16 protein-coding genes are annotated in these 23,832 nt (G+C 55.3%); 7 read left to right on the top strand and 9 right to left on the bottom strand.

The genetic code is table 11. The features are described 5' to 3' along the window. Nucleotides 1-8 precede the first annotated feature (8 nt). From FHS90_RS09320 to FHS90_RS09300, 5 genes are all read left to right on the top strand, one after another. On the top strand, nt 9-1,655 hold the full coding sequence (locus tag FHS90_RS09320; RefSeq protein WP_182512840.1) for a glycoside hydrolase family 43 protein: 1,647 nt from the start codon (nt 9-11) through the stop codon (nt 1,653-1,655). Nucleotides 1,656-1,809: 154 nt separating this feature from the next. Then, entirely contained in the window at nt 1,810-2,484 is a 675-nt protein-coding gene (gene fsa, locus FHS90_RS09315; RefSeq protein WP_182512839.1) for a fructose-6-phosphate aldolase, read from the top strand. A 157-nt stretch (nt 2,485-2,641) separates the two neighbouring features. After that, entirely contained in the window at nt 2,642-3,490 is an 849-nt protein-coding gene (locus FHS90_RS09310) for a transketolase (protein WP_182512838.1), read from the top strand. Between the two features lie 99 nt (nt 3,491-3,589). Further along, nucleotides 3,590-5,557 carry a sialate O-acetylesterase gene (locus FHS90_RS09305; protein ID WP_343049642.1) on the top strand — a complete coding sequence of 656 codons (1,968 nt, stop codon included), beginning with the start codon at nt 3,590-3,592 and terminating at the stop codon, nt 5,555-5,557. Nucleotides 5,558-5,744: 187 nt separating this feature from the next. Further along, nucleotides 5,745-6,713, top strand: coding sequence for a transketolase family protein (locus FHS90_RS09300; RefSeq protein ID WP_182512837.1), 969 nt, complete (start codon nt 5,745-5,747; stop codon nt 6,711-6,713). Nucleotides 6,714-6,813: 100 nt separating this feature from the next. On the opposite strand, the gene FHS90_RS09295 is transcribed toward FHS90_RS09300, so the two are convergent. The 4 genes from FHS90_RS09295 to FHS90_RS09280 form a co-directional block, all read right to left on the bottom strand. Next, nucleotides 6,814-7,863 (bottom strand): aldose epimerase family protein, encoded by a 1,050-nt coding sequence (locus FHS90_RS09295; RefSeq protein ID WP_182512836.1) that lies wholly within the window; start codon nt 7,861-7,863, stop codon nt 6,814-6,816. A 1,762-nt stretch (nt 7,864-9,625) separates the two neighbouring features. Beyond that, nucleotides 9,626-11,068: a D-xylose transporter XylE gene (gene xylE / locus FHS90_RS09290; RefSeq protein ID WP_182512835.1), complete on the bottom strand. Its 1,443-nt coding sequence runs from the start codon at nt 11,066-11,068 to the stop codon at nt 9,626-9,628. A 42-nt stretch (nt 11,069-11,110) separates the two neighbouring features. Further along, a complete protein-coding gene (xylA, locus tag FHS90_RS09285; protein ID WP_182512834.1) occupies nt 11,111-12,442 on the bottom strand; it encodes a xylose isomerase in 1,332 nt (443 codons plus the stop codon). Between the two features lie 28 nt (nt 12,443-12,470). Continuing rightward, on the bottom strand, nt 12,471-13,952 hold the full coding sequence (locus FHS90_RS09280; RefSeq protein WP_182512833.1) for a xylulokinase: 1,482 nt from the start codon (nt 13,950-13,952) through the stop codon (nt 12,471-12,473). Nucleotides 13,953-14,434: 482 nt separating this feature from the next. Between FHS90_RS09280 and FHS90_RS09275 the strand changes: the two genes are divergently transcribed. Then, nucleotides 14,435-15,463 carry a LacI family DNA-binding transcriptional regulator gene (locus tag FHS90_RS09275; protein WP_066839700.1) on the top strand — a complete coding sequence of 343 codons (1,029 nt, stop codon included), beginning with the start codon at nt 14,435-14,437 and terminating at the stop codon, nt 15,461-15,463. 236 nt (nt 15,464-15,699) lie between these two features. Here the strand turns inward: FHS90_RS09275 and FHS90_RS09270 are convergent, their stop codons facing one another. The 4 genes from FHS90_RS09270 to FHS90_RS09255 all read right to left on the bottom strand — a co-directional run bounded on the left by FHS90_RS09270 (nt 15,700) and on the right by FHS90_RS09255 (nt 19,209). Continuing rightward, the gene (locus FHS90_RS09270) at nt 15,700-16,083 is read right to left on the bottom strand and encodes an SPW repeat protein (protein WP_182512832.1); all 384 of its coding nucleotides are present in this window, start codon (nt 16,081-16,083) and stop codon (nt 15,700-15,702) included. Nucleotides 16,084-16,085: 2 nt separating this feature from the next. After that, nucleotides 16,086-16,643, bottom strand: a complete 558-nt coding sequence (locus tag FHS90_RS09265; RefSeq protein ID WP_066839696.1) for a vitamin K epoxide reductase family protein — start codon at nt 16,641-16,643, stop codon at nt 16,086-16,088. 298 nt (nt 16,644-16,941) lie between these two features. Next, nucleotides 16,942-17,955, bottom strand: a complete 1,014-nt coding sequence (locus FHS90_RS09260) for an SDR family oxidoreductase (protein WP_066839694.1) — start codon at nt 17,953-17,955, stop codon at nt 16,942-16,944. Nucleotides 17,956-18,582: 627 nt separating this feature from the next. After that, nucleotides 18,583-19,209: a hypothetical protein gene (locus tag FHS90_RS09255; protein ID WP_182512831.1), complete on the bottom strand. Its 627-nt coding sequence runs from the start codon at nt 19,207-19,209 to the stop codon at nt 18,583-18,585. 141 nt (nt 19,210-19,350) lie between these two features. On the opposite strand from FHS90_RS09255, the gene FHS90_RS09250 reads away from it, so the two are divergent. After that, complete coding sequence (locus FHS90_RS09250) at nt 19,351-20,214, top strand: MBL fold metallo-hydrolase (RefSeq protein ID WP_182512830.1); 864 nt, start codon at nt 19,351-19,353, stop codon at nt 20,212-20,214. A gap of 342 nt (nt 20,215-20,556) precedes the next feature. Here FHS90_RS09250 and hrpB read toward each other — a convergent pair whose 3' ends face one another. Next, entirely contained in the window at nt 20,557-23,103 is a 2,547-nt protein-coding gene (gene hrpB, locus FHS90_RS09245) for an ATP-dependent helicase HrpB (protein WP_182512829.1), read from the bottom strand. Nucleotides 23,104-23,832: the final 729 nt, after the last annotated feature.

Below are 23,832 nucleotides of genomic sequence, written 5' to 3'. Positions count from 1 at the left end.
CCATAAGTATGCCAACGTTGGCACAGCAGAAGCAGAGGTTCCAGAACCCTATCTTCCCGGGCTTTTATCCTGACCCGGCGGTGCTGCGCGTGCAGGATGACTATTATCTGGTGCACTCCACCTTCGCGTATTTTCCCGGCGTACCCATCTTCCACAGCAAAGATCTGGTGAACTGGAGGCAGATAGGCAATGTGCTGGACCGGCCGGAGCAGCTGAACCTGGATGGCCACAGAGCCACCAGAGGCATATTTGCGCCCACCATTTCGTACAAAGACGGCACCTTCTACATGGTCACCACGCTCATTGATACCGGCGGTAATTTTGTGGTGACGGCCACCAACCCCGCAGGGCCGTGGTCAAACCCGCATTGGCTCCCCAACGTGAACGGAATTGACCCGTCGCTGTTCCATGATGACAATGGCAAGTCGTACTTGGTCTACAATTCTGATGCCCCAGATAATAAGCCAGAGTATGACGGCCACCGCACCATAAGGATCTATGAGGTAAACTTAAACACCATGCAAACGGTAGGGGAGAACCGCATTCTGGTGAACGGGGGCGTAGACTTCTCTAAAAAGCCGGTCTGGATAGAGGGGCCGCATGTCTACAAGGTGAACGGGTACTATTACCTCATGGCCGCCGAAGGCGGAACCAGTGTGCAGCACTCAGAGGTAATTCTGCGGAGCAAAAATGTGCTGGGGCCTTATGAGCCATATGACCAGAACCCCATCCTGACCCAGCGGCACCTGCCCAATAACCGGCCCCATCCGGTGTCGGCCACGGGGCACGCTGATCTGGTGCAGACCCATAACGGGGAGTGGTGGGCGGTTTTTCTGGCTACCCGTCCGTATGATGGCGTGCAGGATTACTACAACACCGGCCGCGAAACGTTTCTGGCCCCTGTCACCTGGAAAGACGGCTGGCCCGTCATCAATGCCGGGCATGATCTGGTGCAGTATTCTTACCCCAAACCCAATCTTCCGGCGCAGGCCCCAACCAAAATCCCGTTGACCGGGAATTTCACCTACCGCGAGGAATTCAAGGAAGACAGGTTGCCCTTGCACTGGATGCAGCTCAGAACGCCCCGCTCTACCTGGTACCACTTGCAAAACGGAAAGCTGGAGCTGGAGGTAAGGCCGCAGAGTCTTTCAGAAAAGGAGAACGCTTCTTTTCTGGCCCGTCGGCAGCAGCATCTAAAGGGGAGTGCCAGCACTATGGTGGAGTTTACCCCAAGGCAGGAAAATGAATTTGCGGGTTTGGTTACCTTTCAGAGCGAGCAACATTACTATGCCCTCGGGAAGACCTTGAACGGCAACACGCAGGTAGTGCAGCTACGTAAACCAGACGGCACCGTTCTGGCTGAAAAATCTTTAACCCAACAAGAAGCCAAACAACCGCTGCTGCTCAAAGTAAACTTTGACGGAGCAAAATACAGCTTCTCTTACGCCACCAAGAAGAATAACTGGCAAGTGCTGCAAGATAACGTAGACGGCACCTTTTTGAGTACCCGCACCGCGGGCGGATTTGTGGGGGTCATGCTAGGGTTGTATGCCACCTCCCACGGGCAGCGAGCCACCAACAAAGCGGCTTTTGATTGGCTGGAGTACACGGGCAATGATGCTACCTTCTCACAACAACCTGACCCAAAGAACTAAAGGGTTGCCTGTTTTGGGGCTGTTTTTCGAAAAACAGCCCCAAAACAGGAAAACGCAGCTTCAGACGAACACCTACTATTACTGACACGGCAGAACCAGCTGAATTCTCCTTGAGAACTAGTACACCCTCATTCACCCTTAAAATAGAACGGCTATGAAGTTTTTCATTGACACCGCCAACCTGGCACAAATTAAAGAGGCCCATGATCTGGGTATTTTGGACGGCGTAACCACCAACCCGTCGCTCATGGCCAAAGAAGGTACCAAAGGCCATCAGGCTACCCTAGATCATTACAAAGCCATCTGTGAGATTGTAGACGGTGACATCAGTGCCGAAGTGCTGGCCACCGACTTTGACACTATCCTGGAAGAGGGCAAGGTATTGGCGGCGCTGCACCCCAACATTGTGGTGAAGGTACCCATGATCAAAGACGGCCTGAAAGCGATCAAATGGTTCACTGACAACGGCATCAAAACCAACTGCACCCTTGTGTTCTCGGCGGGACAGGCTATTTTGGCGGCCAAAGCCGGTGCCACCTATGTAAGCCCATTCCTGGGCCGGGTGGATGACATCAGCTGGGACGGGGTGCAGCTTATTGAGCAGATTGCGGACATCTACAGCGTACAGAGGTTCACCACTCAAATCCTGGCTGCCTCCATCAGGAGCCCTCTGCACATTGTAAAATGCGCGGAAGCCGGTGCCCACGTGTGCACCTGTCCGCTGGACCCTATTTTGGCGCTGCTGAACCACCCGCTCACAGATAAAGGGCTGGCCACTTTTGTGGCCGATGCTGCCAAGATGAGAGACGTTATTGAAGACGCGGAATAGGTTACAAGGAGTGAAGGTGTGATGGGAAAAGAATGAAACTACTAATTCAGAACGTATTCCCTCACTCATATTCACTCCTTCTCTCACTCACTCATTCTCTCACCCACTCTTTCTCTCATTCACCTAATCACCCATTCACTCCTTCACTCATTGCAAAATGGAACAACAAAGCATAGAAGAACTGGAGCACGTGGCCAAGCAGGTGCGGCGTGACATTGTGCGCATGGTGCACGGCTGTCAGTCAGGGCACCCGGGGGGCTCCCTGGGCTGCACAGATTATTTTGTGGCGCTCTACTTCAGAATCATGCACCACAGCAGAGACTTCAACATGAACGGCGAGGGCGAAGACCTGTTCTTCCTCTCCAACGGCCACATCTCGCCCGTTTGGTACAGCGTGCTGGCGCGCTCAGGGTACTTTGACGTGAGCAAACTCAAGTCCTTCCGTAAGCTGGATTCCCGCCTGCAGAGACACCCAACTACCCATGAAGGCCTGCCCGGAGTGCGCATCGCCTCCGGTTCTTTGGGGCAGGGCATGTCGGTGGCCATTGGGGCGGCGTTGACCAAGAAACTGAACGGTGACACGGGCTTGGTCTTCTCCCTGCACGGCGATGGCGAGCTGCAGGAAGGGCAGATCTGGGAGGCGGCGCTCTTCGCCCCGCACCACCACGTAGACAACCTCATTTCCACCATAGACGTGAACGGCCAGCAGATTGACGGCCCCACCGAGAAAGTGCTGGCCTTGGGGAACCTCAGAGCCAAGTGGGAAGCCTTCGGCTGGGAGGTACTGGAGATGAACGGCAACGATCTCACAGACGTTATTCGGGTGCTGGAGCTGGCCAAGGCTAAAGCGTTCAAAGGCAAACCCATCATGATCCTGATGCAGACCAACATGGGCCACGGCGTTGACTTCATGATGGGCTCGCACAAATGGCACGGCGTGGCCCCCAATGACGAGCAGTTGCAACTGGCGCTGGATCAGTTGGCTTGCAACCTGCAAGATTACTAAACTGCGTTTCTGTTTTGGGCCTGTTTTTCAGAAATCAGGCCCAAAACAGGATATGCAGCTAGGAAACCATGTTGAACAAATTACAAAAGAGTTTCGCCTGTGCTCAACGTAAACAAACGCATTAGTCCCAGTTTCAAAGAAAGGCTGCTCCTGTTGGCGGTGCTTCTGTTAAGTGCAACCACTGCTTTTTGCAACATCACACTGCCAAGGCTTATCAGTGACGGCATGGTGCTGCAGCGGGACACGCCCCTCAAATTGTGGGGCTGGGCTTCGCCGAAGGAGAAAGTGACCCTGACCTTTGCTGGGAAACAGTACACCGCCACCGCTGACCAGGAGGGAAACTGGATGATAATGCTTCCTGCGCAACCAGCGGGCGGGCCCCATGAACTGCACTTTCAAGGCGAAAATCAAGTAGCGGTGCGCGATGTCCTGTTCGGTGACGTCTGGCTCTGCAGCGGCCAGTCTAACATAGAACTCACCATGGACAGGGTGAAGTACAAATACCCTGAGGTGGTGCAACAGGTGAACCTGCCGCAGGTCAGACAGTTTGAAGTGCCGGACGTGTATGATTTCCAGGGGCCCAGAAAGGAGGTGAGGGGGGGACAATGGCTGCCCGCTACCACCCAGAACATTCTGAAGTTTTCGGCGGTGGGGTTCTTCTTTGCCAGAGACTTGCATCAGAAGTACCAGGTCCCCATTGGCTTGATCAATGCCGCATTGGGTGGCTCTCCCGCTGAGGCCTGGATGAGTGAAAACGCTTTAAAACCGTTTCCCGCGGCGTACCAGGAGGCCCAGCAATACAAAGACCAGAACTTCATCAAACAGATAGAGGAGAAGGACCGTGACGTGCTGAACAGCTGGTACGCTCGCCTGAACCAGACTGACGAAGGCCTCAAAAACAACTGGCGAAGCGCCACCCTGAATGACGCTGACTGGAAAACCATGAACCTGCCTGGCTTTTGGGCAGACGGCGAATTGGGAAATGTAAACGGGGTAGTATGGTTCAGAAGAGAAGTGCAAATACCCGCGTCTCTGGCTGGCAAGTCCGCCGAAATTCTTCTGGGCACCATTGTAGACGCTGACTCAGTGTTCATCAACGGCCAGTTTGTAGGCACCACCAGTTACCAATATCCGCCGCGGCGCTACAAAATTCCCGCTAACCTTCTAAAGGAGGGCAAAAACGTGGTCACGGTGCGGGTGATTAATTCAGGGGGCAGGGGCGGTTTTGTGCCCAACAAGCCGTACTACATTCTGGCAGGGGAAGAACAAATTGATTTAACTGGGCCTTGGAAGTACAGATTGGGTGCTAAAATGGATCCTCTGCCTGGGTCTACCGTCATCCGCTGGAAACCGACTGGCCTATACAATGCCATGATTGCACCGCTCACCAACTACTCCCTCAAAGGTGTGTTGTGGTACCAAGGCGAATCTAACGCGGGCAGACCCGGGGACTATGCCGCCTTGATGAAATTTCTGATCATAAACTGGCGCGCCCAGTGGAACCAGGGCAACTTCCCTTTTCTGCTGGTGCAGCTTCCCAATTTCATGGCACCCAAAACCACCCCACAGGAAAGTAACTGGGCCGCTATGCGGCAGGCGCAACTGGAGACACTGGCGGTGCCTAACACGGGCATGGCCGTGGCCATTGACGCAGGCGAGGCCAATGACATTCACCCGCTTGACAAGCAGACCGTGGGGCACCGGTTGGCGCTGGTGGCGCAGCGGGTGGCCTACGGGGATAAGAACGTAGTAGCCACCGGGCCACTTCTCAAGTGCATGAAACGAAAGCGAGACAAGCTCGTCCTCACGTTCACCAACACCGGCAGCGGCCTTGTTTCTAAAGACGGGAAACCGTTGAGTTACTTCGCCATTGCGGGTTCAGATCACAACTTTGTGTGGGCCAAGGCCGAAGTTAAAGGAAAGAAGGTGACGGTTTGGAATGATGCCGTGGAGAAGCCCGTGAAGGTGCGCTACGCGTGGGCAGATAACCCTGAGGGAGCCAATTTGTACAACCAGGAAGGGCTTCCGGCCTCACCGTTTGAGGCGGCAGTGGGTGAAAAGAAGTAATGCAGGAGAGGAGCAGTTTAGTAAATTCTCCCCTCAAGGGGAGAATCTCTAAATGTGACGCAGTAGCTTAATAGTCATTTTAAATCAAGTATTGCGTTTTTGGGCTGTTTTGAGAAAAACAGGCCAAAAACGGAAAATGAATGCAGCTGGTTGATGGCTGCTGCCCTAAAAGAAAATTCAAAAAGAAATGAAAAAATATACCTATAAAGAATCAAAAGACACCCGCTCGGGTTTCGGGGCGGGGCTGGTAGAAGCCGGCAGAAGAAACAAAGACGTGGTAGCCCTCTGCGCCGACCTGGTGGGATCGCTGAAGATGGGGGACTTCATCAAAGAATTCCCCGAGCGCTTTGTGCAGGTGGGCATTGCCGAGGCCAACATGATGGGCATTGCCGCCGGTATGACCATTGGTGGTAAAATTCCGTTTACGGGCACCTTCGCCAACTTCTCCACTGGCCGGGTGTATGACCAGATCAGGCAGTCTATCGCCTACTCAGACAAGAACGTGAAAATCTGCGCCTCGCACGCCGGTTTAACGTTGGGCGAAGATGGAGCCACGCACCAGATTCTGGAAGACATTGGCATGATGAAGATGCTGCCCGGCATGACGGTGATTAACCCGTGTGACTACAACCAGACCAAAGCCGCCACCATTGCCATTGCCGAGCACCACGGGCCTGTGTACCTGCGCTTCGGGCGGCCGGTGCTCCCGGTGTTTACGCCTGCTGATCAGGAATTTGTCATCGGCAAAGCCTGGATGGTGAATGAGGGTACTGATGTGAGCATTTTCGCGACGGGCCATTTGGTATGGGAGGCCATCAAGGCAGGGGAGAAGCTAGCAGCGATGGGCATTTCTGCGGAGATCATCAACCTACACACCATCAAACCCCTGGATGAGGAGGCGGTTCTTAAGTCTGTGGCCAAAACGGGTTGCGTGGTGAGTGCCGAAGAGCACAACCGCCTGGGTGGGCTGGGCGACAGCATTGCGCAGCTGCTGGTAAAGAACACGCCGGTGCCTATGGAATATGTAGCCGTGAATGACTCCTTTGGGGAGAGCGGCACGCCAGCGCAGCTCATGAAAAAGTACGGGCTGGATGATGCGCACATCCTCAACGCTGTGCAGAAGGTGATGGCTAGAAAAGCGGGCAAGGTTTCTTAAAATAGAAACGCCTGCGCTACTAAAAGGGCAGGCGTTGCAAGATCTTCGTGAGAAGGATTAGGATATAGGGAAAAGCGGGCTCTTATGGAGCCCGCTTTTTTTATTTGCCAGAGAACTTGTAGACAGTGGTTTGCCGGTATACCTGCCCCGGCTCCAGAACGGTGTTGGGAAAAGTTGGCTGGTTAGGCGAATCCGGGAAATGCTGGGTTTCCAGGCAGAAGCCCATGCGCTTGGTAATGGGTTGTCCCTTTTTCCCGGTCAAAGTTCCATCTAAAAAGTTTCCGGAGTAGAATTGCACCCCAGGTTCAGTGGTGAAGACTTCCATGATGCGGCCGCTTTGGGGTTCCACTACAGTGGCCGCCAATGCCAATGCCCCCTCTGTTTTCCTGAGGACGAAGTTGTGGTCATAGCCACCGCCCTCCACCTGGCTGATTCTCTCGCCAATGGAATGCGCTGTGGTAAAGTCAAACGGCGTACCGGTCACGTTCCGGAGTTCGCCCGTTGGGATCAGCGTATCATTCACTACCGTGTATTGGTCAGCGTTCAGCGTGAGTCCATGCCCCAGAATATCCTCTGCTTCACCGGTTAAGTTGAAATAGCTGTGGTGTGTGAGGTTGACAGGGGTGGCCTGGTCTGTTGTGGCCTTGTAGGTCAACACCAGCTCATTCTCCTCGGTAAGCGAATAGGTGACAGAAACCAGCAGCGTTCCCGGATAGCCCTCCTCGCCGTCTGGGCTCAGGTAGGTGAATTGAACGCCATTCTGCTCCGGCAGCTCTTCAACGCCCCAAACCACCTGGTCAAACCCAATGTTTCCGCCGTGGAGGTGGTTGGGCGCGTTGTTGGTGGCCAGAGAATATTCTTTGCCATTCAAGGCAAACTTACCCTTGGCAATACGGTTCCCGTACCGGCCGACAACTGCCCCAAAATACGGATGGCTTTTCTGGTAGGCCTCATTGGTATATCCGTCTAAAGACGGAAACCCCAATACCACATCTTCCAGTTTACCATCCTTGTCCGGTGCCAGCACAGAGGTGACAATGGCCCCGTAGTTGGTGACGCTTACCTGCATTCCCTTTTCATTCTGAAGGGTGTACAGCTGTACCTCTATTCCGTCTTTCGTTTTGCCAAAGGTCTCTCTCTTGATGTGCATACACGTGGATGGTTGGTTATGTGAATGGCTGAAATTAGGGATAAATCCCTTTCGGAGGAAAGGAAGTTTTGGTTTTCATTCCTGATCTGCACATACGCCTTCTGTTTTTGGGCTGTTTTGGGAAAAGTAGCCCAAAAACAGAAATTGGTACAACCCTCGCAGGTCCTCCTGACGCTGCGAGGTCTCTTGCGCAGGCGGTACAGCGGGGCAGGCGTAGATTCTGTTTCTGGGGTGTTTTCCGGAAAGCAGCCCAGAAACGGTATAGCGGTGTTCCTTCTCACTGCGGGAGAAGGTCAGGATGGGGAGAGAGACGGGGCAGTGGTAATGGCAAAACAACTGGCACAGACGCTCGCAGGTCTGAAAGACACTGCGAGGTCTTTTGAGCAGGCGGTACAACGGTGGCTGGTGTATGGGACCCGCCTCTCCCCCTCCCAAGAGTGGAGTAATCTGGCATGCGTGGGGCAAATGTAAGGGGCCAGGACTCAGGAACGCGTAGATCTCGGCTTTCTAAGATTTGCCATCCCGGACACAGTACCTGCGGATTTGCAATCCGAGGCCCCTGCAGATCAATCATGCCGCTGTGGGGATTGCAAATCCCCGTGTACCACTTCCGGATTAAAAATCCGGAAGTGCGCAATGCTAGGCAGGGCTCAACTATATGTGGCACCATGTGAACGCACATCAGCAATGTGTGGACCGGCATGTGTCAACATCCCCCTTCGCCCCCTTCAAAGGGGGAGTATCAAAGTGAGTTCTGAGTCTTGAGTCCTGAGTGCTGAGTCCTTTCTTTTTTCTTTAGGCAATTCAGCACAAATGAAGAACAATGCCTGGTTTCGTTACCGTGCCGCGGGGGCAGCCAGAGACGGCCCGTCATCAGTAGGCACGCGTCTGGAGGCCCGCGCCAGCGCGGGAGTATCAGGTAGCGTTAGAAGGCACGGAAGTAACTTCCGCGCCATAGAGGTAAGAGGTAATGTGAGGCTGCCGCCTCATGGAAGCTTAAAGCTTCCGCCATTATAGGTCCAAGTTGGAAACTTGAACCAGAGAAAGCGGCAGGCAAGCAGCAATAAGTAAGCAAACAAGCAGCAATGAACAATCAACACTTCTGCTGGTGGCACCTCAGTTAAATTAGCACTTCTGCCCCTGGCTGATGTGCGCAGCACGGGCTCGCCCCAGGCTAGCGGAACAGCAACGGTTACATGCAGAGGCAGATAGAGCCAGAGAAGCTGATCAGGAAAGGAACAGAAACCAGTCCTGGCGGTGAGCGCCTCTGTTAATACGGTGCCGCTCCGGCGGCAAGGCCGGAGGGCCTAGTTTTAACAGCAGTGCTCACCGCCAGGACGGGGCCCCGCGGCCGTGAGCGCTTACCGGAAAAGATGAAACAGCAATGGGATTTCGCACCGGAGCAAACGCTAGAGCCAGGGGAACAGCAGACTACGCATTACAGCAGCAGCAAGCGGCACCGCCAAGGGAGCAGCAGACTACGCATTCCAGCAGCAGCAAGTGCCACCGCCAAGGGAACAGCAGACTACCCCTTTCAGCGGCAACCCGGCAGGGGGAGCAACAGCCTATGCCTGTCCATGGAAACAGCAGCAGCAGCAGCAATGAAAAATGACATTCTTTAAACGTAAGGTAGCGCCAATAAAAAACCTGTTTTCTACCTGTTTTTCAGAAAACAACCCCAAAACAGCCTTTCCCTAAAAACTAAAAAAGGCGGCCTCCTGCAGAAGCCGCCTTTCCAACGCTATACATGAAAAAAACTACTCTAAACTCTTCTCGCCGCCATTGGCTCATTCGCCACGGCAGGGTTGCCTTCCCAGAGGGCTTCCATTTCCTCCAGAGTTCTACCTTTGGTCTCCGGCACCATCTTCCAAACAAACAGGAGAGACAGCACACTCATCAACCCGTAGAACCCATACGTGAAGGCGCCGCTGAATTCCATCATAGACGGGTAGGTAGCCGAGATGAAATAGTTGGCCGCCCACTGCGCGGCCACCGCCACCGCTACGGCTTTGCCCCTGATCTTGTTTGGGAAAATCTCGGCAATCAACACCCAGCAGATAGGTCCCCAGGACATCATGAATGAAGCGGTATAGATGATGATGAACACCAAGGTGCTAACGCCAATGATCTCATAATAAGCTAGACCGGAGATGGCAAACATACCTACGGCCATGCCCACGGAACCCACCATCAGCAACGGTTTTCTCCCCCATTTGTCTACCGTCACAATGGCCAAGACGGTGAAAAGCACGTTTACAACCCCCATCACCACGGTCTGCAGCATAGAGGCATCTTTCCCGGCACCCATAGATTCAAAAATGCGGGGCGCGTAGTACAACGCCACGTTGATCCCCACAAACTGCTGGAATACGGAGAGCAAAATACCAATGATGATAACCGTTTTCCCGTAAGAGAACAGTTTGCCGGAATGGTGCTCCACCGTGTTTTTAATATCAGCCAGAATGTGCTGGGCCGTAGACGGTCCGTTCAGTTTAGTCAAGATCCTGAGGGCTTCCTGATCACGGTTCACCATGCTGAAATAACGGGGTGTCTCCGGTACGAAGAACAGCAGAATGCCAAACAGACCCGCCGGAATGGCTTCTGACAGGAACATATAGCGCCAGCCAATGTTGTTGAGCCATTCAGAGGTCTGCCCTTTGGCAATTCCCCAGTTCACGAAGTACACCACCAGCATTCCGAAGATGATGGCAAACTGGTTCAATGAAACCAATCGCCCGCGAAGGTTAGCCGGAGCAATCTCCCCAATGTAGACGGGGCAAACCGCTGAGGCCAGTCCCACGCCAATCCCGCCAATGATGCGATAGAAATTGAACATGTACAGCAGCCCCATGGTGGCCTTGCCCTCCTCAAAGAACAGGAACTCAGGATACCCAGATCCCAGTGCTGAGATAAAGAACAGGACAGCGGCTATGATCAATGATTTTTTACGGCCAAACCTGGAGGAGAAAACCCCGGAGATGGCGCCCCCTATGATACAGCCAATCAAGGCACTGGAGATGGTGACCCCGTGCACCCACGTACTGAGTCCCTGGCCTGTGATCAAAAACGCCTGCACTGATTTCTCAGCACCAGAGATCACGGCAGTGTCATACCCAAACAGAAGTCCACCCAAGGTGGCAATCAAGGTAATTCCGGCAATGTAAGGCAGGTTCTGGCCTGCGTTCGCTTTTTGGTTCTGTATCATAAATAGCTGGGGAGTAAAAGTTTTCTGAGGGGCGGTTACCCCTTAGATGAAACGGTTGATCAAGTTCTCTAAATACTCTTGGCGTCCACTCTTCACGGCTGGCTCTCCGTTTTCCACTGCAAAAGCACGTAGGTCTTCCAGAGACAGTTTTCCTTGCTCAAACGCCTGGCCTTTGCCGCTGTCATAAGAAGCGTACCGCTCCTGACGGATCTTGCGGAAATCAGAGTTGTTCAGTATGTTATCTGCCGTAATCAACGCGCGGGCGAAGCTATCGGCGCCACCAATGTGGGCGTAGAACAGGTCCTCCATGTCAGTGGAGTTTCTTCTAATTTTAGCGTCAAAGTTCACGCCACCGCCTTGCAGGCCACCGGCCTCTAAGAACACCAGCATGGCCTCGGTGAGCTCGTTCAGATTGTTCGGGAATTGGTCGGTATCCCAGCCGTTCTGGTAGTCACCGCGGTTGGCGTCAATGGAGCCCAACACGCCGGCGTCAGCGGCAACTTGTAATTCGTGCTGGAAAGTGTGGCCGGCCAGCGTGGCGTGGTTTACCTCAATGTTGATTTTGAAATCACCTAGCAGGTCATGCTGACGCAGGAACCCGATTACGGTAGCGCAGTCATAGTCATACTGGTGCTTGGTGGGCTCCATGGGTTTCGGCTCAATGAAGAACGTACCTTTAAAGCCTTGCTGGCGGGCATAGTCTTTGGCGGTATGCAGGAATTTGGCAAAGTGCTCCTGCTCCCGTTTCATGTCTGTGTTCAACAGGGTCATGTAGCCTTCGCGGCCTCCCCAGAACACGTAGTTCTCACCGTTCAAGGCAATAGTAGCATCTAAAGCCGCTTTCACCTGCGCGGCAGCATGCGTCAATACATGGAAGTCTGGGTTGGTAGAGGCACCGTTCATGTAGCGGCTGTGCGAGAACACATTGGCCGTTCCCCACAGGAGTTTCACGCCACTTTCGGCTTGCTTCTGCTGCGCGTATTCCACCATGGTCTGCAGGCGGCGCTCGTTTTCGGCAATATCATTGCCATAGTCCACCACGTCTACGTCATGGAAGCAGTAGTACGGCAGGTTCATTTTGGTGATGAACTCAAACGCGGCATCCATCTTCGCCTTGGCGCGGGTAATCACGTCTGAGCTCTCATCCCAGGCAAATTTCAGGGTAGGGCCTCCAAACGGGTCAGAACCGTTGGCGTTGAACGAGTGCCAATACGCCACCGCGAATTTAAGGTGCTCTTTCAGGGTTTTGCCGCCCACCACGCGGTTTTCATCATACCAGCGGTACGCCAGCGGGTTGTCAGATTCCTGACCTTCAAACTTTATCTGGCCAATGCCTTTAAAATACTCTTTGTCTCCTAATGTCAAATTTGCCATGATGTTGCTATAAAAAAGGTGTTAAATGTTAGTTGTTCAGTGATTTGAGTAAAAGGGCCTTCCAGTCCTGGTACGCGGCCTCATAAGGTTCAAGGTTGGTAGGTTCAATCACACGCAGGCGTTCAAACTGCTGGAAAGCCTCTGCTGCACTGGTAAACGTGCCCGCCCCAATGCCCGCCCCCAGGGCCGCGCCCACACTGCCGTCGTTCTGGTACAGCTCTACCGGCACGTGCGTGGCGTTGACAAAAGCCTCTGTGAAAAGGTCGCTCAGGAACAGATTCGCTTTACCGGCCCTGATTACTTTAGGGTTCATTCCGTTCTCGCGCATAATGTCCAGCCCGTACCTGAAGGTGAAGGCAATCCCCTCCTGCACCGCCCGGAAGATGTGCGCCTGGGTGTGCCGGTTGAAGTTGAGGTGGTGGAACTGGGCGCCAATGATTCTATTGTTAAAAACACGCTCGGCCCCGTTCCCGAAGGGGAAGATGCGCAGCCCGTCACTGCCCACGGCCACTTTCTGGGCGGCGGCGTTCATCTCCGGGTAGCCCATGTTGTGCGTCAGGTTTTGCTTCACCCAACTGTTCATGATGCCCGTGCCGTTGATGTTCATGAGTACGCCCACGCGCTTGGCGTCTGGGGCATAGTTCACGTGTGCAAACGTGTTCACCCGTGACTGGGGGTCATATACCAACTGGTCGCTCACGCCGTAAATCACCCCAGAGGTCCCAGCCGTAGCGGCCACTTCACCGGGGTTGAGCACGTTCAAAGACAGCGCGTTGTTGGGCTGGTCCCCCGATTTATAGGCCACCGGAATGCCTGGGTTCAGGTTCAGTTTTTCGGCCACGGCCGAGGTTACCTCCCCATGCGAGGAAAACAAGGGCCTTACCTCTGGAATTAAATCTGGGCTAAAGCCGAAGTAATTCAGCACGTCCTGTGACACCTCATTGTTCTGGAAATCCCAGAAGATACCTTCAGAGAGGGCAGAGGCGCTGGTGGTGATGCTGCCGGTCAGTTTCATGGCGATGAAATCGCCGGGCAGCATGATTTTGTAGATTTTGCTGTAGGTTTCCGGCTCGTTTTCTTTCACCCAGGCCAGTTTGGCGGCGGTAAAATTCCCCGGGGAGTTCAGCAGGTGCGAAAGGCTTTTCTCTGTGCCGATGGCTTCAAAAGCTTGGTTCCCGTAGGGCACGGCGCGGCTGTCACACCAGATGATAGAATCCCGCAGCACCTGCTGGTCTTTGTCTACCACCACCAAGCCGTGCATCTGGTAGGCAATGCCAATGGCCCCAATCTCCTGCGGATTATACTTGCCCGTGGCGTTGACCTTTAAGATGGCCTGCTGCACATGTTCCCACCACATCTCCGGCGACTGCTCAGCCCAGCCCGGCTGCAGCGAGGTAATCTTTGATTCTGTGTCAGGGTACTGCGCCGAAGCCACGGTTTTCTGAGTGACAGAATCTACCACTGAGGCTTTGATGGAAGAAGTGCCTACGTCTATTCCTAAAAGGAGCATAAGGAGCGTTTGTTTATGTTACTACCGGTGCCAGTGAACTCCCACTTCTGTGCAAATCAAGGTGCGGAGGTGCCTGGTTTGGCCAGGGTTTATGCCAACGTTGGCATAAGTTTAAGGGAAAATTTTGAGAATAGAAAATTTCTGAAGATTTTGAGCATGATTTTTAACGAATATGAATTTAAAATCCCTTGTAAATGCTTAATTCTCTATTTGTTGCTGCGGAACAAGAAGGATGCGGTAAATGATGAAATCGGTTGCAGTAGAGGTGGGTGACGAGAAGGCAAGTCTGCTTGTCCGGTACAAGTCATATTTTGTAAATGTGAAAAATATTTCCTGAAATCATATAGGGCAGAAGCAACAGGCGGGTAACGATTCCTGTTTTCGGCCTGTTTTTCAGAAAACAGGATGAAAACAGGAATTGATGTCGTTAGAAGGCAGGGAACTGGAAAACTTACGCCTATTTTTGCACCATAAGCAAGACCGTGAAGAAAACCACCATACATGATATTGCGGCCGAACTAGGGGTGACGTTTTCTACCGTGGCCCGGGCGCTGAACGACCACCCTGCCATTAGCGCGGCCACCAAAGCGGCGGTGCTGGAGACCGCCAGGCGCCTGAACTACCAGCAGAACAAGCTGGCCAGTTCCCTGCGGTCGGGGCGCAGCAACGTGATTGGCATTATCGTGCCCAGCCTGGACACCAGCTTCTTCAGTTCTGTGGTGCACGGCATGGAGAGGGTGCTGAATGAGAACGGCTACAGCGTGCTGCTCTACCAGACGGGTGAGTCACAGGTGCAGGAGCAGAAGGGGGTGAACACGTTCCTGCAGTCGCGGGTAGACGGCGTACTGGCTTCAGTGTCAGCAGAGAAGGACCAGACCGAGTTTTACGCCAGCCTCCGGAAACGGCAGGTGCCGCTGCTGTTCTTTGACCGCGCCATTCAGGAGCTGGCCATCCCTTCGGTCACAATCAATGACTTTCAAGGCGGGTTTGCCGCTACTGAGCATTTGATTCAGCAGGGCTACCAGAACATTGTGCACATCATGTCTGACCTCCACCTCACCATTTTCAAGGAGCGCCTGCGCGGGTATGTAGAGGCGCTGAAGCAGCATGGCCTGCCGGTGCGGGAGGAGCTCATCTTCAAAGGACGGGTTTCCCTGGAACTGGGGCAGCAGACGGTGCAGCAGCTGCTGGAGACGCAAACTCCTTTTGATGCCATCTTCGCCGCAGAGGATTACACCGCCATGGGCGCCTTGCAAACCCTGCAGGAGCGGGGAGTGCCCGTGCCGGAGAAGGTAGGCATCATTGGGTTCGCAAATGAAGCGTTTGGCGCGTTTGTGACCCCGTCACTGTCTACGGTTGACCAGCAGACCGTGAAAATGGGGGAGGAGACCGCCCGGCTGTTCCTGCAACTCAGCGGCCAGAAGAACTTCTACCAGGAAACCCCGGAGCGCATTGTGCTGGACCCGATTTTGGTGCCCAGAAAATCTTCCACCAGAGGGGTGAACCAATAGGGCAGAGGGCTGTTTTTGGCCTGTTTTCAGAAAAACAGCTCAAAAACAGCCCTCTGCTCAGAGCATGTTTGCCTTTGTCTTCTGTGCTGCCAACGGGCCGCAAAAGAACCCGGCTTAGGGGTTGCCCCGCACCCTGGCGCGGCCACATTGGTCATAAACGCCAGAGGAGAACCTGTCGCTCCCCGTTTTGGCCTGCCCAATCATACGGTTAACAAGCGCTTATAAGCAGAAAGGTGCTACAGCTGAGGCTTCTCGCGGGCGGCCCTGGCGTGGGGCGTGTCTGACCGGAAAACCGCTCCCCAGCCGCCGCCAAACTGTTCCTGCACCTTTCCCCGCACCAGGCTGAACGCAATGACCAGGGCGCCCACGGCCAGGTTGTTCACAATAGAAAGGGTGTTTTCATACCCCAATACCCACGGCGCCAGCAGCAGCCATACCCCCAGCGGCAGGTTGTACAACCGAACCACCCGCGTAGACTCCCACCACGCAATCACGGCAAACGAGACAATGATGGGCCCCACAATATGGCCGTTGTTACTGGCATTTTTTTCTGAGTCCAGCAAAACCGGGGCCGTCATGAGCCAAAGCCCCAGCAGTGCGTTAATGATCTGTGCCCACATAGCTATATAACTTTACCTTGAACGCTTTTGTACCCCCAGAAGGCCTTCCAGAGGGAAATGCCGGAGTCTTTCACGCGGCGCATGTACTGCAGGCTGGCCAGCATCTCATCCATGGCCGGGCCTACCATCACCAGGGAAATCACCGCCGATGCCAGACACAAGGTACACCACGCGTCAAACATGACCGGCTGCAGGATCACCAGCAGAATACTGACCATGCCCAGCGGCCCCACGGCCAGGCCGAACACAATCACAATCCAGGGCATGGTGCGCCACCTCTTAGTGCCGCCAATCACCCCCGCCAGCGCATCTGTAAAGTAGCCTATGGCCCCCAGCGCGGCATCTGGGATAGGCAGGATTTTAGAGACACTGGACGTCAGGATCTTTCGGCTGCCGTTCCCGAAGAAGGGCTCCCACACCGTGGGGAGCACGTGCAGCTGGAACAGGGTCAGGTAAATAGAGATAGCCAGGCCCACCACTGCCAAAAGGATGATGGGGAGGCGCTGCCCCCATGTAGCCGGGTTATAACTCCAGCCCGGCGGAATACCGTTTTCTGCCATAGTTTTCTGTGTACGGGTTAGTTGTGAAACACTTCTGCTTGATGAGCTGGTTTAACGATATGCAGGGCTGTTAAAACGCGTTTTAATAGAACCGGAGGTGGCCTCTTGCCCACCTTGTAGCGCTGCCTAATTGCTCAATAATGCCTTCGTCCTGTCGCTGCTATCCTTCGCCTGCAAAACCACGGTTTAATCAAGTTCTTAGGAGTTACTGGAGAAGGTGAGGTTTCTGTTTTTGGGCTGTTTTTCAGAAAACAGCCCGGAAACAGAACGTAAGCGGCCGTGCCTTTCTGGGTAAAAGTTACCGCAGCCATCTGCCCAGCAAAAGAAGGCCGCCCACGGCCAGGGCCGAAGTAAGGAGTTCCTTGCGGTGCAGAGTGGCCCACAGCTGCGGACTGAAATTAGTGGACTGCTCCCCAAACGGCCCGTGCGCCCCGTGATCCCCCGGAATGGGTTCGTAGAGGTTGTTGCGGCGGTTCGGGTCTTCCGGTTCATCTGTTTGCTGGCCTTCATAGCCGTTGTGGGCCAGCACGTAATCTGCGTACCAGGGGGCAATTTTGTTTCCTTCCACGGCTTTCACGGTGGGGTAGCCTACATTGATCTCGCGGCGGTCATGGGTGGCGGCGTAGAGAATGGCCTTGGCGGCCACCTCGGGCTGGTAGATCTTACCCATGGGTTGCGGTTTGTTGGGCAGTCTGCTTTTCACAAACCCGAACTGCGTGGTGTTCATGGCGGGCAGCTGCACCATGGTGGCGGTGACTTTGCTCTTGTCATGCATGAGTTCAGTGACCAAAGAGTCAAAGAAACCCTGAATGGCATGCTTGGCCCCACAATACGCAGACTGCAGCGGAATGCCGCGGTACGCCAGCGCTGAGCCCACCAGAATGATCTTGCCTTTGTCTCGCGGCAGCATGCGTTTCAACGCCGAAAGGGTGCCGTAGACCTGTCCCAGATACGTTACCTCGGTCACCCTGCGGTAATCTTCTGGGGTCATTTTTTTGATGGGGCTGAACACGCTGTTCATGGCGTTGTTGACCCAGACGTCAATGGGGCCCAGCTGCTCCTCGGTCTGGGCGGCGGCATTCTCCACGGCTTCGGCGTCAGCCACATCTACGGGAAAGTAAATGGCCCGGCGGCCCATGGCCTCCACCTCCCGCTGAGCCCCCTGCAGGCCCTCCACCCCCCGGGCGAGCAAAGACACGTCATACCCGTCTTTGGCAAATGCGCGGGCAAGGGACCTGCCCAAACCAGCAGAGGCGCCCGTGATGACCACCACCCCTTTACGGGAGGTATTTTTTGTATACTCAGTTGTCATGGTATATCATCTGTTTAAGAAACACATGGTGTTAGGTACGCCTCTGGTGCCATTGGGTTTAAATACGGAGGCCGGCGGCATGGTTCTGGGAGGCGCAGGCGGGGCCGGGGCAGGGGGTGGGCACACGGGCAGGCCCCCGTTTTCCGCAGAGCGGATGGAAGGAGATCTTAAAAGCGGGAAAGAAAAGCCCTGAGGGAAGCTGGGGAGCACGGGAAAGGTGAAAGCTGGTTGGAAAGTTATGCTTGGTGCTGCCAAGGGCTAGAACCTGCCTAGCCTCCTGGGTATGCTGCAACGGGCTCAGAACCTCTGGGGCGGTACTTTCCCTTGCCCCGCTGAGCTTCCAATGCAAAATCTAAGAGCAGGTTAAAATTTTTTTGGCGCTGCAACCGGCCCCCCCAACTAACCTGGCCTGGCGGCTGCCTACCGCCATAGCGCTGCTATGCTGCCCTAGAAACCTTTAAGAAGAACCTTTTGCTCCCCGGTTTCGCCTGCACAATCAAAGGGAAGCAAGCGCGAACCCAGCCTTTTGCTCCTGCTGCAAATGCCCGCAGGTCTGTTTTGGGGCTGTTTTCTGAAAAACAGCCCCAAAACAGACCTGCGGGGTAAAAGGTGAAAAGTGGGAGCAGGTTATGCGGCCTCCTCCAGGTGTACCAGGTACGCCGTGAGGCGGTTCCATTGCACATCCTGGAAACCAGCCCAGCCGCCTTCGGCCACCATGGTATTCAGCACGGCGCGGTCCCCGGCCTCCTCATTGTGGTTGTTGATTTTTTCGTTCTGGCCAATCTCGTAGCCAATCAGTTTGGTGCCCTGGCGCTCCACCCTGAACGTGCTGCTGGCTTCACTGGTGAAGAAGTGCTTAACCTCGGCTTCACCCTGTTGCTGGGCCACCGGCTCAGAGCTGGGTTTTACCGTGAACTCGGCGGCGTTCTCCTCTTCTTTGATGTCTACCACCTCAACCCAGTTTGCAATGTTAGACGCCGGCAGAATGATTTTTATAAAGTGCCCCAGTTCCGGCTTGGTGGCCTGCAGGCGTTGGCCGTTGGCATTGAACAGCTCAAAGGTAGAGTTGATGCCGTTCAGCTTAGACCAACCGTTCACGTCAAACAGTTTCTGTTTGCCCCGCAGGAACTCCCGCTGGGCGGTGGCCTCATCTGCATACGCCTGTTCATTGGTGAAAAGCTTGTCTTTGGAGGCTTCGCCCTGCAGCACCTTCACCTCTTCTTTTACCTTGTTGACAATATCTTTGATACCCATAGTAGTCTCTCCTGAAGTTGTTTTCTAAGGTACGCACCTTCCCCCTTGCCGGTTGGCCGCACACAGGCGGTTTTCTGCTCAACGTCAAGTATTTGCTCCCGCAGAAGCGCTTTCTCAGTTTGAATTCGTTATTTTTGCAGCATGACCGAATTGATGATCACATCACTGAACTCGGGGAGTAATGGCAACTGCTATTACGTGGGGAATGAGCAGGAGGCGGTTCTGGTAGACGTGGGCATATCCTGCCGCGAAACCGAGCGGCGCCTGGCGCGTCTGGGGCTGTCAATGCAGCGGGTGAAAGCCATCTTCATCTCCCATGAGCACTCTGACCACATCAGGGGGCTGGAGGTTCTCTCCAAACGGTACCAGCTGCCGGTGTACATCACGTACCCCACCCTGCGCAATTCCCGCCTGGACCTGCAGCCGCACCTGGTGGTGCCGTTTGAGGCCTATGCCCCGGTGCAGGTGGGCAGCCTGTCTGTTACCGCTTTCCCCAAATTGCATGACGCCGCTGACCCGCACAGCTTCATGGTGAGCAGCTCTGGGGTGAACGTGGGAGTCTTCACAGACATTGGTACGCCCTGTGACCACGTGATCCGGCAGTTCCAGCGCTGCCACGCGGCTTTTCTGGAAACCAATTATGACGAGGACCTGCTGGACAACGGCTATTACCCGTACCACCTGAAAAAGCGCATCAAAGGTGAGAAAGGGCACCTCTCCAACAGGCAGGCCCTCACGCTCTTCACCGGGTACAAGCCAGATTTCATGAGCCACGTGCTGCTCTCGCACCTTTCCAAAGACAACAACTGCCCCCACCTGGTGAAAGAGCTGTTTTGGGCGCACGCCGATGGGGTGGAGGTGGTGGTCGCTTCCCGGTTTGAGGAGACACCGGTCTACCGGATAACCGGTACGCCCGTACCCCTGGCGGTTGCCCCCGCCGTTCCCCCCGTCAGGATTGCCCCCAAACGCCTGAACCTGGGTGTGCAGCAGGAGCTTCTGTTTTAGACCTGTTTTCCTGAAAACTGCCCCAAAACGTACATCTGCTGCTACCTGAACATAATCTGCCGGAAACACTGTGCTGCACAGAGAGGGCTGTTCTCAGGCATGAAATAGGTGCGGTTACTAAGGCTGTGCATGGATTACCTGTGGGCCAGACACAACGCGCACATGGGAACAGCTGCCCAGCGTAGAATATAACCTGTCAAGTGGCCTCTGGGGCTTTGCGGGGTAAGGGGCGGGAATAATCCTCTCACGCACTCGGCTTCTTCTGCAACTTCCCTAAAGAAGTGACCTTCTGTTTTCGGCCTGTTTTTAGAAAAACAGGCCGAAAACAGAAGGTCATACCTGCTACATGGGCCGTTTCTTGGTGCCTCTGGTGGGTGGGGCGCTGAGCGGGTCATCTGGCCAGTGGTGTTTGGGGTAACGGCCCCTGAGGTCTTTGCGCACCTCAAAATAACCGGTGCTCCAGAAGCTGCGCAGGTCGCGGGTGACCTGCACGGGCCGTGACGCCGGTGAAAGCAGGTGCATCAGCAGCGGTATTTTGCCGCCGCCAATGCGGGGCGTGTCCAGCAGCCCAAACACTTCCTGCAGCCTTACGGCCAGCACAGGTGCCTCTACATCTGAGTAATCAACGGCAATGCGGGAGCCGCTGGGTACCTCCAGGTGCGACGGGGCCAGCCGGTCCAGCTCCTGCCGTTGCTCCCAGGCCAGGTGGGCCAGCAGAATCTCCTTGAAATCCAGCCGGGCCACCTGTTCCAGTGAGCGTACCCCCAGAAGGTGGGGCAGAAGCCATTCTTCCAGCGAAGCCGTGAGCGTGGCGTCTGAGACGTCTGGCCATTGGTCTGGCTGCAGGTGGTGCAGAAACGCCAGCCGCTGGCGGGTGCGCAGGGCCTCCTCAGACCACGGCAGCCGGGACACTCCTTTTTCCTGCAGGGCCTGCAGCAGCGCCTGCGCCATCTGCTCCTGGTCTGGGTTGGGGAGCGGGGCTTCCTCTAAGGTCAGGGCGCCCAGCCTGGTGAATTGACGGGCTATAATTCGGTCTGTGGTAGAATCCCAGCGTATTTCCTGTGCCCGTTCCAGCTGGTGGGCAAAATGTTCCAGGATTTCAGCCTTGGTGATGGTGGCTGCCAGCAGTACACGGGGCCGGTCACTGGCTTCCAGATGGGCCACGGCGTAGAATTCGGCTTCGCCGAAGAGCTCGGTGGGCAGGGCCGCCCGCTGGCCGGAAACCAGCCGCACCCGGCCGGAGGCCTCGCGCTGGGCCAGCCGGTCTGGGTAAGCCAGGGCGGTGAGCAGCCCGGCGGCGTCATCAGAAACAGGGATGGTTTTGCCGCGCAGGCGCTGCTTTAAGTTATTGGCCTGCTCCCTGATGCGGCGCAGGGTGTTTTCATCTAGGGTGAAGCCGGGGGTTTGGGGGCGCTTGCCCTGCAGCAGCTCCAGCCGGAGCGCAATGTCTGGCAGCGGCGTGGACCAGGAGATTTGCACGGGCTTGAGCATGTCACGGTCAGACAGCAGGGCCGCCAGGGCGCAGGCGGTGCCCCCTGCTCCCAGTTCCTGCCCCCGCATCACCAGATGCCCAAACCTGGGTGACAAGCCCAGGGCAGCCAGTGCATTGCCGTGGCCGGTGGGGTTGCCCTGGCTGTCAATGGCCTCCAGCCGAAGAAGCAGGTCCCGGGCCAGGGCCATGGCCGGTGCCGGCGGGGTGTCCAGCCACTTGAGCGAGTTCACTTCCCTGGCGCCCCAGATGGAAAGCTCCAGTGCCAGCCCCGAAAGGTCAGCCTCAGAGATCTCAGGCGCCTGCCGGTCTGGGAGGTGCAGGTGGTCTACCTGCGACCAAAGCCGGAAGCACACGCCGGGGCCTAAGCGGCCCGCGCGGCCGCGCCGCTGGTCGGCGGCGGCCTTTGACACCGGTATGGTCACCAGCGTGGTGAGGCCGGTGCGGGGCACGAATTTTGGAACCCGGGCGTAGCCGCCGTCAATCACCATCTTCACGCCTTCAATGGTCAAACTGGTCTCGGCAATGCTGGTGGCCAGCACAACTTTGCGGCGGCCCCGGGGGGCCGGGGCAATGGCGGCCACCTGTTGGCTCAGGTTCAGGTCTCCGTGCAGCACGTGCAGGTCTACCTGGTCTGGCAGGCGCTCCTCCAGCTGCGCGGCCACGCGCCTGATCTCGCCCATTCCGGGGAGAAAAACCAGCGCATCACCGTCTGGAACCTGGGTAAGGGCTCTCTTGATGGCTTTGGGCACCAGGTTGAGCAGCCGTTCTACCGGTTTGGTGCCGGCGGCGGCTACCTCCGCCTGTGACAGGTAATGCGTCTCTACAGGGTATTGGCGGCCTTCGCTCCTGATCACCGGCGCCTCCAGCCAGTTGCCTACCTGGGTGGCGTCTAACGTGGCACTCATCACCAACAATCTGAGGTCTGGGCGCAGCACCGCCTGGGCATCTAAGGCCAAAGCCAACCCCATGTCGGCCTGTAAACTGCGTTCATGGAACTCGTCAAAGATGATGGCGGCAATACCTTCCAGGGCGGGATCTGACTGGAGCAGGCGGGTGAGAATGCCTTCTGTGACCACCTCAATTTTGGTCTTGGGAGAGGCCACGTGTTCCATCCTGATCCAGTAGCCCACGGTCTGGCCCACTTCCTCACCCAGCAGGTCAGACATGCGCTGGGCGGCGGCGCGGGCGGCCAGCCGGCGGGGTTCCAGCAGAATGATCTTGCCGTCTTTCCGCCACGCGGTCTCCAGCAGGGCCAGGGGCACCAGGGTGGTTTTACCGGCGCCGGGCGGTGCTTCCAGCACTACGCGGGCATCTGTGGCAAGGGCCGAAAGCAGGCGGGGGAGCGCCTCTTTCACGGGTAAGTCAGGGAGCAAGTCTAAGGAAGTCACGTGTGCCATCTACCGGCAAAGTTCTGAAATTTTTACCGGACCGCTGAATCTGTTTCTTGGCAGCTGGAGGAGATGTTTGCTGCTTTCTGTTTTGGGCCTGTTTTCAGAAAAATAGGCCCAAAACGGGAGGTTAACGTTCTAAGGGTAAAAGGTCAATGGGTACCCACCTGGAATATTTGGTGAAACCAACTTGCCCCGCGCAACGATTGGTTAAACGAGGGTTAGAGGCAGCGGCGAAACACATAAAGGGAGGTGCTTCCCTCTGCCGTTTAATCAAAGCAGACTTTCTCCTGTCTCTTTTATGAAAAGTGATTCGTGTACAGGATGGGGCAATGCCTGTTCTCCTGTGGAAACACTCCTCTTAATGAGCTACGCTCGCTGCCTCTAACTCTCGTTTGGGTAATGCTCAAGGGGAGAATCTGCATGTAGGTAAGCGGTTCTTTAGAAGTAACTGTCTACACCTTTGATGTGAAAGGATGTTCTAAGAGCTTGTTTAAATCTGTCTTTTGCGCTGCAAACGGGTATCAAGAGAACCTGATTTCACCTTTTTCTCGCGCCATAGCGCTGTTATGCTGCTCAAAAAACGCTATAGAAGAACCGTTCGCTCCCCTTTTTCGCTTCCAAAATCAAAATTTGGTGGTGGTCTACAATGTATGATGGAATGGAGAAGATGGGATTTTGCCGCACCTACAGAAAATAAACTACCTCCACGTTGAAATAGCGCAGGCTTTTAGAAGG

It is taken from the genome of Rufibacter ruber (assembly GCF_014138425.1).
GTDB lineage: Bacteria > Bacteroidota > Bacteroidia > Cytophagales > Hymenobacteraceae > Nibribacter > Nibribacter ruber_C.
This window is presented reverse-complemented; position numbering and strand designations above follow the sequence as displayed.